The sequence below is a fragment of the Pseudonocardia benzenivorans CB1190 genome, from assembly GCF_000196675.2.
Taxonomy (GTDB): domain Bacteria; phylum Actinomycetota; class Actinomycetes; order Mycobacteriales; family Pseudonocardiaceae; genus Pseudonocardia; species Pseudonocardia benzenivorans.
This window is the reverse complement of sequence record NC_015312.1, coordinates 1,838,672-1,852,606: the sequence shown is the minus strand read 5'-3', so window position 1 is coordinate 1,852,606 and position 13,935 is coordinate 1,838,672. Positions and strand designations below refer to the sequence as shown.

The window sequence follows — 13,935 nt, the reverse complement described above, 5'->3', positions numbered from 1 at the left end:
GATGCGCGCGGGATACGGTCGATCGATGACCGCGCCCGGCCTGCCACTGACCGGCGAGCGCACCGTGCCGGATGTCGCCGCCGAGAATTACTGGTTCCGCCGTCATGAGGCCGTCTACCTCGCTCTGCTGCCGCGCTGCACGGGCATGGTCCTGGAGGCAGGCTGCGGGGAAGGGTACGGCGCCGATCTGGTCGCCGGACACGCCGATCGGGTCCTCGCCCTCGACCACGACGTCCCGACCGTGCAGCACGTCGCCCGCCGCTACCCGCGGGTCGCACCGGCGCGGGGCAACCTCGTCGCGCTGCCCGTGGCGACGGGCGTGATCGACGTGGTCGTGTCGTTGCAGGTGATCGAGCACCTGTGGGAGCAGGAGCGGTTCGTCCGCGAGTGCGCCCGGGTGCTGCGGCCCGGCGGTGAGCTGCTCGTCTCGACGCCCAACCGGCTCACGTTCTCCCCCGGCCGCGACACGCCGCTCAACCCGTTCCACAGCCGGGAGTTCGCCCCCGCCGAACTCGAGGACCTACTGCGCGCCGACGGGTTCGACGACGTCGAGATGCTGGGCCTGCACCACGGCGCACGGCTGCGCGAGCTCGACGCCCGGCACGGCGGCTCGATCGTCGAGGCCCAGGTCGCGGCGGCGCTCGCGGGCACGGAGCTGTCGCCGGCGCTCGCCGCGGACGTCGCGTCGGTGACGGCCGCGGACTTCGTACTGCACGACATCGCGCTCGACGACAGCCTCGACCTCGTCGCGATCGCCGGATGACCGAACCGGTCGGCACGTTCTGCCTCGTCCTGCACTCGCACCTGCCGTGGCTCGCCCACCACGGGCGCTGGCCCGTCGGCGAGGAGTGGCTCTACCAGTCGTGGGCGCACGCGTACCTGCCTGTCGTCGACGTGCTCGAGCGGCTCGCCGCGGAGGGTCGCCGCGACCTGCTGACGCTCGGCGTCACGCCGGTGCTCGCCGCCCAGCTCGACGACCCGCACTGCCTGCGCGGCATGCACGACTGGCTCGGCGGCTGGCTGCTGCGCGCCCACGAGGCGGCCACGCGGCTGCCCGACCTGGCCCGCCGCGAGCACCGGGCGGCGACGGCGGCACTGCGCGGCTTCGAGGCCCGCTGGCGCCACGGCGGCGCCCCGGTGCTGCGCGGGCTCGCCGACGCGGGCGCGCTCGAACTGCTCGGCGGCCCGGCGACGCATCCCTTCGCGCCCCTGCTCGACGACCGGGTCCGCGCCTTCGCCCTCGACGCCGGGCTCGTCGACCACACCCGCCGCTTCGGGGTGCGACCGGCCGCGATCTGGGCCCCGGAGTGCGGCTACGCACCGGGGATGGAGACCGGGTACGCGGCGGCGGGCGTCGACAGGTTCGTCGTCGACGGTCCGGCGTTGCACGGCGACACGGCGCTGCTGCGTCCGGTCGGCGACTCGGGCGTGCTCGTCGCCGGCCGCGACCTCGACGTCACCTACCGGGTCTGGTCGCCGCGCGCGGGCTACCCGGGGCACCCCGACTACCGCGACTTCCACACGTTCGACCACCGCTCCGGACTCAAACCGTCGCGCGTGACCGGGAAACACGTTGCCCCACAGGACAAGCGCCCCTACGACCCCGACCGCGCCGCGGCGGCCCTGGCACGGGACGCGGCGGACTTCGTCGGTGTCGTCCGGGAGCGGCTGACGGGGATCCGGGCGCGGCTGGGCCGGCCCGGACTGGCGGTCGCCGCCTTCGACACCGAGCTGTTCGGGCACTGGTGGCACGAGGGCCCGGCCTGGCTGGAGGCGGTGCTGCGGGCGCTCCCGGAGGCGGGCGTACGGGCCACGACGCTGGCCGGGGCCGTGGACGCGGGACTCGTCGGCACACCCGTGGAGCTGCCGAGGTCGTCGTGGGGGCTGGGCAAGGACTGGCACGTCTGGGACGGCGACCCGGTCGCCGATCTGGTGCGGCGCGGCCAGGCCGTCCAGCGCGACCTGCTGGCCACCGCGCACCCCGCCCCCGCGCACCCCGCCCCCGCGCACGCCACCGCCGCCCGCGACCCGCTGCGCGACGCCCTCGCCGAGCAGGCCCTGCTGGCCCTGTCGAGCGACTGGGCGTTCATGGTCAGCCACGACTCCGCCGCCGACTACGCCCGGTCCCGCGCCCACGGGCACGCCGACCGGGTGGCGACGCTCGCACGGCTGCTCGCGGCCGGCGACCGGCGGGCCGCGCAGGCGGCGGTGGCGAGCTGGGAGCCGGGGCCGTTCGGCCACGTCGACGCCCGCAGGCTCGGCGCCGTCCGGCCCGGGGCCCGTCAGGCCGCCGTCAGCGTCGCGAGCAGCGCCACGGTGTCGGCGTCGAGGTAGCTGGCGTAGGAGACGTCGTCGCTCTCGCCGCCCTGCTGGTAGCCGCCGGTGACGCCGATGATCCGGGTGCCGTCGCGCAGCCACGGCCCGCCGCTGGTGCCGCCGGGCAGATCCGCGTCGGCGAGCTGCAGCTGGGTGGGGCTGAACCGGGTCGCGACGCCGGTCGGGGCGACGGGCCCGGCCGCGTCCTCGGGATATCCGACGACCTGCACCGGACCACCGTCGCCGGGGTCGATCGCGAGCCGGTAGCCGCCGGTCACGTCCTGGATCGGTCCGGCGCCGTCGCGGCCCACCGCGAGGAACGCCACGTCGAGGTCGGGATCGGCGGCGGCGACCCAGCGCGGGTCGACGGCCGTGTCGCGGACGGTCCAGATCCCGAACGGCGCGACACCGTCGTGGTACCCGGGGACGAACACGAGATCGGTCCGTGCGGGCGTGCCGTCACCGTCGGCGACGCAGTGCGCGGCAGTCATCACCGTGTCCCCCGCCGGGGTGTCGACGACGGCGCCGCTGCAGAAGTGCTCACCCCAGCCCTCACCGTCGGACCCGACGTCGGCGGCGTCGAAGATCGCCCCGACGGCGGGCCAGGCCACGCCTGCGACGGCGGCGGGGCCGGTCCGGTGTGCGGGGGTGGCGGCCGGGAGCTGGGGCGCCGGCGCGGCCGGTGACCCCGACGCCGTCCCGGACGCCGCGACGACCACGAGGCACACGACGACCGCGAGGCACACGACGACTCCCGCCGTCACCGCCCATGCCGGCCGTCCCCGCACGCCGCCCCCCTCGGTCCGCACCCAGGATCCCGGCACCGGGTGCGTCGCGCACGGGCGGGGCGCCCATTCACAGCGCAGCCACAGGGAGCCGATGCCCGGGCGGGGCCGCCGCAGGGGTGGCGAGGAACGCTAGGCCGCGAAGTCCTCGAGGACGTCGAACAGCTCGATCGCGGACGGCGCCTGCATCCCCGGGGCCTGCGTGTCGGAGTGCGCGGCCTTGAACGAGTCGGACCTCATCCAGGCGCGGAAGTCGTCGGCCGAGTCGAACTCCATCGTGGACACGTAGGCGCCACCGGCCTTCGCCGGGCGCAGCAGCAGGCTGCGGCGCAGGCCGGGCACGCCGTTCAGCGTGGCGCGCATGCTCGCCGTGAAGGTCTCCTCGAACGCCGCGGCCTGCTCCGCGGTGACCTCGATGCGGTTGTGAACGACGTACATCCCGTGCCTCCAGGGGAATAGTGAGCGACGCACCCCATCTTACCGACACAGTGTCGGCAAGGCAGGGGCGACGTACGCCGCCGGCGGTCCCGCGGAGCTGTCCGATCGGGCGCCCCCTCGCCGGCGACCCGACCGTGCTCGTGCGTGGCGATGGTCGCCATGGCGACCATCGCCGCACGGGTCAGGCGGGCGCCACCGGCAACGGCGTCAGCTCCGGCACGTTCACGACGATGCCCTCCTGCGTGCTCCGCGAGATGACCACGACGGCCGGCTCGTCGGGGTCCGGGTTCTCCTCACGGTGCGGGACGTAGGGCGGGACGAAGATGTAGTCGCCCGGCCCGGTCTGGATTCGCACCTCGCCCGCACCGTCGTGGAACACGAACGCGGGTCGTCCGCTGACGATGTAGATCGACGTCTCGGCCTCGCCGTGGTGGTGGTTGCCGGAGTTGGTCGACGGGGCGACGTGCGTCTCGCCCGTCCAGATCCGCTCGGAGCCGACGGTCTTGCCGCTCACCGCCTCCAGCCGGGTCATGCCGCTGGTCTGCGCGGTGTCGCCGACCAGCTCCCCCGCGCGGACGTGGTGGATGCGGGCACGCGAGGGTGCCACGGTCGCCGTCAGGTCGGGATGGAACGTCATCGGGCGGCCCCCGGGGTCTCGACGCGGACGATCGCGGGCAGGTCCGGGCCCAGCCGCAGGCGCTCGAGGAACAGCACCACCGATGCCGCGGCGGCGCGGTGGGTGGCGTCGTTGAGCGCGTCGTGCCGCCCGCCGACGACGGTGACGAGCTCGACGGTCGCGACGCCCGCGTACCAGCCGCGGGCTCCGTCGAGCGGGCTGACGGTGTCGGCCGCGCCGTGCACGCCGAGCACCGGGACACCGACGGCCGCTGGGTCCGCCGCGGCGAACCAGGACGGCGGGATCGCGTCGGCGAGCGCACCGCGGCGCACGGCGGGGTCGTCGCCGAGCCTAGCCAGGTGCGTCGGGCAGGCGGTCCGGGCGGCGAGCTCGTCGTCCCACGACCCGGGGGCGGCACCGGCGGACGCGGGCAGCCCGGCGAGGACGAGCCCGGCGACGTGCGGCAACCCGGACGCGACGAGACCGGCGGCGAAGAGCGCACCGCTGTCGGACCCGACGAGCACGACCGGCCCGGGTTCGGCGGGCAGCAGCGCCCGGACCTGGCCCTCGGTCCGGTCGGCGTCGACCGTGGGGTCGGCGACGGCCCAGACGCGGTAGCCGTCCGCGCTGATCCGACGACCGAACCGCTCGTAGACCCCGGCGTGCTCGCCCCGTCCGGGGACGACGACGACCGTCCCGCGCGGGCTGACGCCGGCCGGCTCGCGCCAGGAAGCGACGACCGGGACGGCGTCGGGCGTCCTGGGGACTGTGCCGGGGCCGGCACTCGTGACGGTCACGGAACCACCTTTCCGAGCGGGACGGACCCGCCCGTGGACGAGCTCGCGGACAACAGGGCGCGCAGCTCGGCGCGCTCCGTGCGGCTCATGCCCCCGCCGTCGACGGTGGGGGCCGAGCCGATGAGCAGGCGGGTGTAGGGATGGCGCGGGGCGGCGACGACCTGCTCGGTCGTGCCCGCCTCGACGACGTCGCCGTGGTGCAGCACGGCGAGCCGGTCGGTGACGCCCGCGACCGACCCGAGGTCGTGGGAGATGTAGAGCAGGCCGATGCCGTTCTCGGAACAGAGCGCGACGAGCAGGTCGAGGACCTGCACGCGGGTCGCGGCGTCGAGCGCGCTGACGGGTTCGTCGCAGATCAGCAGGCGCGGCCCGGCGATCATCGCGCGGGCGATCGCGGCGCGCTGCCGCTGCCCGCCGGAGACCTCCCCCGGCAGCCGGGACGCGAGCGCCGGGTCGAGGCCGACGAGACGGAGCGCATCGGCCACCCGGGAGCCCGCGTCCGGGATCCCGAACCCGACGGACTCCCCCACCGTCAGGTCGGGGTCGAGGCTGCGCAGCGGGTCCTGGAACACGTACTGCACGACGCCGCTGCGGCGGAACGCCCGCAACCGTCGCCCGCGCAACGACGTCACCTCCGTCCCCGCGACCCGGATGCGTCCCCGTGCCGCGCGGTGCAGGCCGACGACCGTGCGCGCGAGGGTGCTCTTGCCCGATCCGGTCTCCCCGATCAGCCCGACGCTCTCGCCCGCCCCGACGGTGAGGTCGACACCGTGCAGGATCTCGCGTCGTCCCCGGCCGCGGCCGAGCGCGACCGCCAACCCGGCGACCTCGAGCAGCGGCTCAGCCACGCTGCGCCTCCTCGAGCCGGAACTTCTCGATGCCGTAGCGGGTGTGCGCGTCGATCAGCGAACGGGTGTAGGGGTGCGACGGTGCGGCGAGCACGTCGCCCGCGCGCCCGCGTTCGACGACCGCGCCGTCGCGCATGACGATCACCTCGTCGCAGACCTGCGCGACGACGGCGAGGTCGTGCGAGACGAGCAGCAGCGCGAGCCCGGTGCGGTCGCGCAGGTCGGCGAGCAGGTCGAGGACCTCGGCCTGCACGGTGACGTCGAGGGCGGTGGTCGCCTCGTCGGCGATGAGCAGGTCGGGCTCGGCACTGATCGCGACGGCGATCAGCACCCGCTGCAGCATGCCGCCGGAGAGCTCGAACGGGTACTGCCGGTACACCCGCGCCGGGTCGCGCAGCCCCATGTCCGCCAGCAGCTCCACGGCACGGTCGCGGGCGGCGCGCCTGCCGAGGCCGACGCGGACCCGCAGCACCTCCGCGAGCTGGGCACCGACACCGATCGACGGGTTGAGGTAGGAGGCCGGGTCCTGGAACACCGCGCCGATGCGGGTGCCGCGGTACTCGCGCCAGCCGCGCTCGTCGAGCCCGCGCAGATCGGTCCCGTCGAACTCGACGACGGTCCCGTCGCCGTTGCGCAGGCCCGGCGGCAGGATGCCGAGGATCGACCGGCAGGTCAGCGACTTGCCGCTGCCCGACTCCCCGACGACGCCCAGCGTCGCACCGCGGTCGAGCCGCAGGTCCACCCCGGAGACGAGCGTCGTGTCCCCGGTGTGGACGGACAGGTCACGTACTCGCAGCAACATCGGCCACCACCTTCCGCCGGGCGGGACGGCGGGACGGGCCGTCCCGCAGCGCGTCGGCGAGCCCGTTGCACGCCCCGACCGTCGCGACGATCAGCGCCGCGGGCACGAACGGGCCGAACGGGCGTTGGTAGAGGTACTGCAGGTCGGTGGCGAGCATCCCGCCCCACGTCGGCGTCGGCGGGGTGATGCCGATGCCGAGGAACGTCAGCGACGACACGATCACCAGGCTCGCCCCCAGCAGGCTCGCGGTGCTCACCGCGACGGCGGGGACGACCTTGGGCCACACGTGCCGGCGCAGGACGGTCCACGGCGAGGCGCCGGCGAGCACGGCGGCCTCGACGTACTGGGCGGTCGCGACGGGCAGCGCCGCGGCGCGGGTGACCCGGTAGAAGCCGGGGGCGATCAGGATCCCGACGGCGAGCATCGCCTGCTGCAACCCGTTGCCCAGCAACGCGGTCATCGCGACGGCGAACACCAGGAACGGAAGGGTCACGAACGTCTCCATGACGCGCAGCGACACCCACTCGACGACCCGTCCGAGATGGACCGACAGCAGCGCCGGAACGACGCCGAGCACCAGCCCCACGGCCACGGCCTCGACGCCCGCGACCAGCGAGAGCGTCGACCCGGCGAGCAGCCGGCTGAGCACGTCGCGGCCGAGGTTGTCGGTGCCCAGCCAGTGCTGTGCCGACGGCCCGGCGAGGATCGCGCGCGGGTCCTGCAACAGCGGGTCGTGCGGGGCGAGCAGCGGCCCGAACGCGGCGAGCAGCGCGATCACCGCCAGCACCGCGACCGAGACCACGCCCACCCGGCCGGCGAGGACGCGGCGCATCAGGACCTCCGCCGGGCGGCGGGGCGCAGCCGCAGCAGCAGCGCGTCGACGATCGTGTTCGCCACGAGCACCAGCACGATCGCGACGACGAGCGTGCCCTGCACGACCGGGACGTCGCCGCGCAACGCGCCGTCGGCGGCGAAGCGGCCGAAGCCCGACATGCCGAAGATCGACTCGGTGACGACGGCACCGCCGACGAGCATCGGGATGCGCAGCCCGAGCACGCTCAGTGCGGGGCCGGCACCGTTGCGCAGCACGTGGTTGAACAGGATGCGGCGCGGACCGAGCCCGCGGACGACGGCGCCCAGCACGTAGTTCTCCCGATAGGCCCCGGCGAGACCGGTGCGCAGCTGGCGGGCGATGTCGGCGACGGCGTCGAGGCTCAGCGCGACGGCCGGCAGCGTGATCAGGGTCAGCCACATGCCGGGGTCCTGGTCGAACGGCACGTACCCGGCCGACGGGACCAGCGGCAGCAGCACGCTGAACACCACGATCAGCGCGACGGCCACGACGAACGGCGGCAGCGCGGCCACGACCGAGCAGAAGACCGTCACCGCGCGGTCGAACCACGTCCCGCGCCACACCGCGGCGCCCACGCCGAGCGCCGTGCCCGCGACCACCGCGATGAGCAGCGCGAACCCGGCCACCGAGAGGCTGACCGAGAGGCGGTCGCCGATCTGCGACGACACGCTGACCCCGTTGAGCCACGAGCTGCCGAAGTCTCCGCGCACGACGTGGGAGAGCCAGTCGACGTACTGCACGAGCACGGGCCGGTCGAGCCCGAGCTCGGCGCGGACGCGGGCCACGTCGGCCGGGGTGGCCGCGTCACCGAGCAGGAGACCGGCCGGGCTCAGCCCGCTGACCGCGCCCAGCAGGAACGTCAGGAACGTCGCGAACAGGAAGACGGGGACGGTGAGCGCGAGGGTGCGCAGGAGCCAGCGGGCCGCGCCCGCGACGGCCGGGACCGCGCCGCCGCGCGCGGGTCCCGCGACGGCGGCCGGGTTCGCCCAGGTGCTCTCGACGACCGTCGCGGTCACGACGGGCTCCCCACCGTGACGCCCTCCCACCGGTACTGCGACAGGAAGTGCGGCAGCGGCGAGACCTTCTTGCTGCGCACCGCGACGCGCGGCTGGGTGCCGAGGGAGAAGCTCGGCGACATCTGCACGCCCGCGCGCACCGCGGCCTGCAGCACCTGCGGGTAGTTCGGGGCGTCGAGCGGGGTGCGGCGCACCGCGTCGAGCGCGGCGAGGAACTCCGGCGTCGCGACCTTGCTCGTGTTCATCAGGCCCTGCGACCCGTAGACCACCATGAGGTTCTGCACCGGCGACTCGCGGCCGACGGTGCCGTCGAGCGCGAACTGCGCCTTGCGGCCCAGGTAGACCTCCTGCTGCCAGGTCGACGAGCCCGGCGGCACCACCTTGATCGTCGCGTTGACGCCGACCGCCTGCAGCTGCTGCTGGACGAGCTCGGCGGTCGCCTGCGAGAGCGCGTTGACGGTCACCGTGAGCGAGAGCTGCCCCGGCGCGTAGCCGGCGTCGGCGAGCATCTGCCTGGCCTTGGCCGGGTCGTAGGCGAAGGCGGTGTCCAGGCTCGGGTCGTAGGCGACGTAGCCCTTCGGGAACGGCTGGGAGACGGCGTCGCCGACGCCGCCGTTGATCACGTCGATGATCTGCTCGCGGTCGATCGCGTACTTGAGGGCGTCGACGACGCGGCGGTCGGTCAACGGTTCGAGGGTGCTGTTGACGTCGACCTGGTTGACCTGCATCGAGTCGATGACGTCGACCTCGAGCCCCGCGGCCTTGGCCTGCGGGATCTGGTTGCCGGGGATGAACGAGACGTCGAGGGCCCCGGACTGCACGGCGGCGATGACCGTCGCCGGGTCGGTCGTGGGGGTGAGCTCCAAGCGGTCGATCTTGATCGCGTCGGCGTTCCAGTAGCCCGGGTTCTTGACCAGCACGGCCTTCGACTCCGGCACGAACGACTCGAACTTGAAGGGGCCGGCCCCGACCGGCGCGGTCGGGATCGCGGCCGCGTCCTTGGTGAACGCCGCGGGGCTGACGATCTCGCCGGTCTTGCCCGCCAGCAGGTTGGGCACCTGGTAGTCCGGCGCCGCCAGGTGCAGGGTGACGTCGAGGTCACCGGAGGTGGTGATGTCGGAGATCGTCGCCAGCTGGTCCTTGAGCAGCGAGTTCTGCTGGGTCTTGCCGCGCAGCAGGCTCTGCTTCACCGCGTCGGCGTCGAGCGGGGTGCCGTCGGTGAAGGTCAGGCCGGGCCGCAGGTGGAACGTGACGGCGGTGCCGTCGGCGTTGTAGTCCCACGACCGGGCCAGGCCCGGGATGGCGGTGGCCTTCTCGTCGAGCTGGGTGAGCGAGGCGTAGACGAGGCTGATCGTGTTGATGTCGTTGCCGGTGCTGGACGTGACCGGGTCCCACGACGTGGGCAGGGAGAAGCCCCACTTCAGGGTCGATCCGGACGCCGAGCCGGCGCCGGCGCCGCAACCGGCGAGGGCGACGGCGGCGGCCGCGGCGAGCGCGGCCAGTCTGAGCAGGGTGCGGGGGCGGGCCATGAGGGTTGGTCCTCCGGGGACTCGGGTCGGTCAGGCGTGTGCGGGTGCCGGGACGCGGGCGTCGCGCGCCTCGCGGGCCTCCCGCTCCACGGTGTGGACGTTGCGCGGGATCGGCAGCCCGAGGTTGCCGCGCAGGGTCGTGGCCTCGTAGTCGGCGCGCACGACGCCGCGCTCGCGCAGGATCGGGAGCACCTCGTCGGTGAACCGGGCGAACTCGCTGGGCACGGTGACGTGCACGTTGAGCCCGTCGAGACCGCGGCCGGTGAACCAGCGCTCGATCTCGGCGGCGACGGTCGGGGCCGAGCCGACGAACGGCGCGGGTGTCGACGACATGAAGTGCTCCACGGTCTGGCGCAGCGTGAAGCCGTTCTCCCTGGCCACCTTCTTGATCTGCTCGGCCTGGGTGCGGAAGGAGTCGGCGCCGAGGTCGCCCAGCTCCGGGAAGGGCGCGTCGAGGTCGTAGCCCGAGAAGTCGTGCCAGCCGAAGGGCCTGCCGAACTGGGCGAGGTTCTTGTCGAAGTCCTTCCCGAGCCGGGTGGCGCGCTCGATCTCGCGGGCCTCGTCGTCGGTGTCGGCGATGACCGGCGTGACGCCGGGCATGATCACGACGTGGTCGGGGTTGCGCCCCTTGGCCGCGGCCCGGGACTTGATGTCGCGGTAGAACGCCTGCGCCTTCTCCAGCGTCGGCGAGTGCGTGAAGATCCCCTCGCCGACGGCCGCGCCGAGGTCGCGGCCCTCGTCGGAGTCGCCGGCCTGGAAGATCACCGGCCGGCCCTGCGGCGACCGCGAGATGTTGAGCGGCCCGCGCACCGAGAAGTGCTCGCCGACGTGGTCGAGGCGGTGCTGGCGGCTCGGGTCGAGGAACACGCCGGTCGCGACGTCGCGCGGGAACGCGTCGTCCTCGTAGGAGTCCCACAGCCCCTGGCAGACCCGCACCGACTCCAGCGCCCGGCCGTAGCGCGAGGGGTAGTCGAAGTGCTCGTCGCGGCTGTAGTTCGCCGCGGTGCCGCCGTCGCCGGTCGCGACGACGTTCCAGCCCGCCCGGCCGCCCGAGATCAGGTCCAGCGACGCGAGCCGCCTCGCCAGGTTGAACGGCGTGTTGTACGACGTCGTGAGCGTGCCGACGAGTCCGATGTGGCTGGTCGAGACCGCGAGGGCCGACAGCAGCGTCAGCGGCTCGAGCCGGTTGAGGTAGTGCGGCGGCGAGTCGGGGGTGATGAACTGGCTGTCCACGATGAACACCAGGTCGAACAGTGCGGCCTCGGCCTGCCGCGCCCGCTCGATGTACCAGCGGATGTCGATGCTGGCGTCGCCGGGGATCTCGGGGTGGGTCCAGGTGTCGTGCTGGCCGGGGCCGCCGACCCCCATCAGGACGGCGCCGAGCTTCAACTGCCGGACCATGGGTCCGCCTTTCTGCGCAGGAGGAGGCCGCTCCGGACGCGGCGGCGCGCGGGAGCGGTGCGAGGACTGTCGGAGGCACGGGATGGGACGACCGGCCGGCACGGGGCACACGGGTGCCCCGGCGGCGCTCAGCGGGCGCGGCCGGTCAGGCGGTGTGGCGACGACACGTCGCGGTGGACGTCCGGCCGAGATCGACGGCACGGCGTCGGGTGAGCATGACGGCGCCGGCGGCCACGCACCGTGCGGTGCGGGCGGAAGCCGGGCGGTCTGCCATGACCCGATGGTGTCACGAGGGGATCGGCCCGGTCCAACTCGCGGTTCCGATCACATCCGATAGAGAACATTGATCGGTCTGTGCTTCGCTCCCCCTATGGCCAGGACCCTCGAGCTCACGCAGCTGCGCAGCTTCGTCGCCGTCGCCGACTGCGGCGGGTTCCATCGTGCCGCCAATGCACTGCACGTCAGCCAGCCGACGGTGAGCCACCACATCCGCAGGCTGGAGGCGACGATCGGGCAGCCCCTGATGGTCCGGGAGGGCCGGACCTCCCGCCTGACGGCGGCGGGCGAGATGCTGCTGGCCGACGCCCGGCGGATGCTGGAGATCCACGACGAGGCCATGCGCCGCATCGGCAACGCACCCGAGACCGACGAGGTCGTCGTCGGCTCGACCGAGCACGCCGCCGACCAGCTGCTGCCCGAGCTGGCCTCGGCGCTGCAGGCCTCGCTGGGCGTCGCCCGCATCCGGTTCCGGCTCGACCGCGGCGCGGTGCTGCGGACGGCCCTGGACAGGGGCGACGTCGATCTCGCGCTGCTGTTCGGCGCCCCCGACGACGACCGCTCCACCGGCTCGGGCCGGCTGACCCTGCGCTGGTACTCCGCACCCGGCTGGGCTCCCCCGACCGACGGGACCGCCATCCCGCTCGTCGCCTTCGACGAGCCGTGCGCCATCCGCAACCGGGCCCTGGAAACCCTTGCCGCGCACCACACGCCCGCCGCCGTCGTGTGTGACGCGGCCTACCTCGGCGGGGTGCTGGCCGCCGCCAGGGCGGGGTTGGGCGTGGCCCTGCTGGCCACCGTCGGGCGCACGCCGGAGGGACTCGTCGAGCGCGACGACCTGCCCGTCGCCGAACCCATCGCGCTGGCCGTCCGCTCCCGGCGCGGGCTGCGCAGGGAGCTCGCCGTCGAGGCCGCGCGCTCGATCAGGCAGGTCCTCGACGTCGCGGGCTGACCGGCCTGCCACCATGGCGCGGATGCGTGTACTGGTGCTGAGCTGGGAGTACCCGCCGGTCGTCGTCGGCGGCCTCGGGCGGCACGTGCACGCCCTCGTGCGCGAGCTCGCCGCAGCGGGCCACGAGGTCGTCGTCGTGTCGCGCCGACAGACGGGCACCGACGCCGCGACCCACCCGACCACCGACGGCCCCGATCCCGACGATCCCCGGATCCGGGTCCTGCACGTCGCCGAGGACCCTGCCCACCTGCGCTTCTCCGACGACCTCGTCGCCTGGGCGCTCGCGATGGGGCACGCGATGCTGCGTGCCGCGCTGACCCGGCTGGCCGGCTGGCGCCCCGATGTCGTGCATGCCCACGACTGGCTCGTCGCGCACCCCGCGATCGCGCTGGCCGACGTCCTCGGCGTCCCGCTCGTCGCGACGATCCACGCGACCGAGGCGGGCCGGCACGCCGGCTGGCTGACGACGCCGCTGAGCCGGCAGGTGCACTCCGTCGAGTGGTGGCTCGCGCGCCGCGCCGACGCCGTGGTCACCTGCTCACGGGCGATGCGCGCCGAGGTCGCCACCCTGTTCGACCTCGATCCCTCTGAGATCTCCGTGGTGCACAACGGGATCGCCCCCCGACGGTGGAGCGTGCCGCCGACCGCGCGGGAGGCGGCCCGCCGCCGCTGGGCGCCGGGCGGGGTGCCGCTGCTGGCGAGCTTCGGACGCCTCGAGTACGAGAAGGGCGTCCAGGACCTGATCGCGGCGCTGCCGCGGGTGCGACGGGCCTACCCCGGGACGCGGCTGGTCGTCGCGGGCACCGGGACCCAGCGCGAGATGCTGGTCGAGCAGGCGCGCCGGTTCCGGGTCCGCCGTTCGGTCACCTTCGCCGGACACCTCCCCGACGACGAGCTCGCCGCGCTGCTCACGGCCGCGTCGGCCGTCGTCCTGCCCAGCCGCTACGAGCCCTTCGGCATCGTCGCGCTGGAGGCCGCCGCGGCCGGGGCGCCGCTCGTCGCGTCGACGGCGGGCGGGCTGGGTGAGGTCGTCGTCGACGGCGAGACCGGACTGTCGTTCGCGCCCGGCGACGTCGCGGGGATCGCGGCCGCCGTCGATGCGGTGCTCGCCGACCCCGCCGCCGCGGCCGAACGGGCCCACCGGGCGCGGGCCCGGCTCGGCCCCGACTTCGGCTGGCCGGTCATCGCGGTCCGGACCGCCGAGATCTACGCTGCCGCGCCGGCGGGCGGCCCGATCGACGTGGGCCGGCCGAAGATCCCCACGGGGAACGTGCTCGGTCCGGCGTGACACGCGCAGGCCCCCGCT

The 13,935-nt window shown here is 74.5% G+C and carries 15 protein-coding genes; 4 read left to right on the top strand and 11 right to left on the bottom strand.

Annotated features, from left to right (window positions below):
* The first annotated feature begins 25 nt into the window (after positions 1-25).
* Together PSED_RS08920 and PSED_RS08915 are read left to right on the top strand one after the other, a co-directional pair.
* Positions 26-763: a class I SAM-dependent methyltransferase gene (locus PSED_RS08920; protein ID WP_013673921.1), complete on the top strand. Its 738-nt coding sequence runs from the start codon at positions 26-28 to the stop codon at positions 761-763.
* Positions 760-2,334: a 1,4-alpha-glucan branching protein domain-containing protein gene (locus PSED_RS08915; protein WP_013673920.1), complete on the top strand. Its 1,575-nt coding sequence runs from the start codon at positions 760-762 to the stop codon at positions 2,332-2,334. The genes PSED_RS08920 and PSED_RS08915 overlap by 4 nt, the downstream gene beginning before the upstream one ends.
* On the opposite strand, the gene PSED_RS08910 is transcribed toward PSED_RS08915, so the two are convergent.
* The 11 genes from PSED_RS08910 to PSED_RS35625 form a co-directional block, all read right to left on the bottom strand.
* Positions 2,283-3,125: a trypsin-like serine peptidase gene (locus PSED_RS08910; RefSeq protein ID WP_041759428.1), complete on the bottom strand. Its 843-nt coding sequence runs from the start codon at positions 3,123-3,125 to the stop codon at positions 2,283-2,285. The genes PSED_RS08915 and PSED_RS08910 overlap by 52 nt on opposite strands.
* A gap of 108 nt (positions 3,126-3,233) precedes the next feature.
* Positions 3,234-3,539, bottom strand: a complete 306-nt coding sequence (locus PSED_RS08905) for an antibiotic biosynthesis monooxygenase family protein (RefSeq protein WP_013673918.1) — start codon at positions 3,537-3,539, stop codon at positions 3,234-3,236.
* Positions 3,540-3,720: 181 nt separating this feature from the next.
* Positions 3,721-4,176 carry a cupin domain-containing protein gene (locus tag PSED_RS08900; protein WP_013673917.1) on the bottom strand — a complete coding sequence of 152 codons (456 nt, stop codon included), beginning with the start codon at positions 4,174-4,176 and terminating at the stop codon, positions 3,721-3,723.
* Entirely contained in the window at positions 4,173-4,952 is a 780-nt protein-coding gene (locus PSED_RS08895; RefSeq protein WP_013673916.1) for an alpha/beta hydrolase, read from the bottom strand. Before PSED_RS08895 ends, PSED_RS08900 begins: the two co-directional genes overlap by 4 nt.
* Positions 4,949-5,800, bottom strand: a complete 852-nt coding sequence (locus PSED_RS08890; protein WP_013673915.1) for an ABC transporter ATP-binding protein — start codon at positions 5,798-5,800, stop codon at positions 4,949-4,951. Before PSED_RS08890 ends, PSED_RS08895 begins: the two co-directional genes overlap by 4 nt.
* The gene (locus PSED_RS08885) at positions 5,793-6,602 is read right to left on the bottom strand and encodes an ABC transporter ATP-binding protein (RefSeq protein WP_013673914.1); all 810 of its coding nucleotides are present in this window, start codon (positions 6,600-6,602) and stop codon (positions 5,793-5,795) included. Before PSED_RS08885 ends, PSED_RS08890 begins: the two co-directional genes overlap by 8 nt.
* A complete protein-coding gene (locus PSED_RS08880) occupies positions 6,583-7,434 on the bottom strand; it encodes an ABC transporter permease (protein ID WP_013673913.1) in 852 nt (283 codons plus the stop codon). The genes PSED_RS08885 and PSED_RS08880 overlap by 20 nt, the downstream gene beginning before the upstream one ends.
* Positions 7,434-8,471 carry an ABC transporter permease gene (locus PSED_RS08875; RefSeq protein ID WP_013673912.1) on the bottom strand — a complete coding sequence of 346 codons (1,038 nt, stop codon included), beginning with the start codon at positions 8,469-8,471 and terminating at the stop codon, positions 7,434-7,436. Before PSED_RS08875 ends, PSED_RS08880 begins: the two co-directional genes overlap by 1 nt.
* On the bottom strand, positions 8,468-10,000 hold the full coding sequence (locus PSED_RS08870; RefSeq protein ID WP_013673911.1) for an ABC transporter substrate-binding protein: 1,533 nt from the start codon (positions 9,998-10,000) through the stop codon (positions 8,468-8,470). Before PSED_RS08870 ends, PSED_RS08875 begins: the two co-directional genes overlap by 4 nt.
* A 30-nt stretch (positions 10,001-10,030) precedes the next feature.
* The gene (locus PSED_RS08865; RefSeq protein ID WP_013673910.1) at positions 10,031-11,401 is read right to left on the bottom strand and encodes an LLM class flavin-dependent oxidoreductase; all 1,371 of its coding nucleotides are present in this window, start codon (positions 11,399-11,401) and stop codon (positions 10,031-10,033) included.
* A 145-nt stretch (positions 11,402-11,546) separates the two neighbouring features.
* Positions 11,547-11,675 carry a putative leader peptide gene (locus PSED_RS35625; protein ID WP_379652802.1) on the bottom strand — a complete coding sequence of 43 codons (129 nt, stop codon included), beginning with the start codon at positions 11,673-11,675 and terminating at the stop codon, positions 11,547-11,549.
* 96 nt (positions 11,676-11,771) lie between these two features.
* Between PSED_RS35625 and PSED_RS08860 the strand changes: the two genes are divergently transcribed.
* Together PSED_RS08860 and PSED_RS08855 are read left to right on the top strand one after the other, a co-directional pair.
* On the top strand, positions 11,772-12,629 hold the full coding sequence (locus tag PSED_RS08860; protein WP_013673909.1) for a LysR family transcriptional regulator: 858 nt from the start codon (positions 11,772-11,774) through the stop codon (positions 12,627-12,629).
* 22 nt (positions 12,630-12,651) lie between these two features.
* Entirely contained in the window at positions 12,652-13,917 is a 1,266-nt protein-coding gene (locus PSED_RS08855) for a glycosyltransferase family 4 protein (protein ID WP_041760769.1), read from the top strand.
* Positions 13,918-13,935 lie beyond the last annotated feature (18 nt).

Bases quoted from the DNA above. Each gene is read 5' to 3' on its own strand.
- PSED_RS35625 (WP_379652802.1), bottom strand. From the start codon at position 11,675: ATGGCAGACCGCCCGGCTTCCGCCCGCACCGCACGGTGCGTGGCCGCC.
- PSED_RS08915 (WP_013673920.1), top strand. From the start codon at position 760: ATGACCGAACCGGTCGGCACGTTCTGCCTCGTCCTGCACTCGCACCTG.
- PSED_RS08885 (WP_013673914.1), bottom strand. From the start codon at position 6,602: ATGTTGCTGCGAGTACGTGACCTGTCCGTCCACACCGGGGACACGACG.
- PSED_RS08860 (WP_013673909.1), top strand. From the start codon at position 11,772: ATGGCCAGGACCCTCGAGCTCACGCAGCTGCGCAGCTTCGTCGCCGTC.
- PSED_RS08905 (WP_013673918.1), bottom strand. From the start codon at position 3,539: ATGTACGTCGTTCACAACCGCATCGAGGTCACCGCGGAGCAGGCCGCG.
- PSED_RS08870 (WP_013673911.1), bottom strand. From the start codon at position 10,000: ATGGCCCGCCCCCGCACCCTGCTCAGACTGGCCGCGCTCGCCGCGGCC.
- PSED_RS08920 (WP_013673921.1), top strand. From the start codon at position 26: ATGACCGCGCCCGGCCTGCCACTGACCGGCGAGCGCACCGTGCCGGAT.
- PSED_RS08900 (WP_013673917.1), bottom strand. From the start codon at position 4,176: ATGACGTTCCATCCCGACCTGACGGCGACCGTGGCACCCTCGCGTGCC.
- PSED_RS08865 (WP_013673910.1), bottom strand. From the start codon at position 11,401: ATGGTCCGGCAGTTGAAGCTCGGCGCCGTCCTGATGGGGGTCGGCGGC.
- PSED_RS08880 (WP_013673913.1), bottom strand. From the start codon at position 7,434: ATGCGCCGCGTCCTCGCCGGCCGGGTGGGCGTGGTCTCGGTCGCGGTG.
- PSED_RS08855 (WP_041760769.1), top strand. From the start codon at position 12,652: ATGCGTGTACTGGTGCTGAGCTGGGAGTACCCGCCGGTCGTCGTCGGC.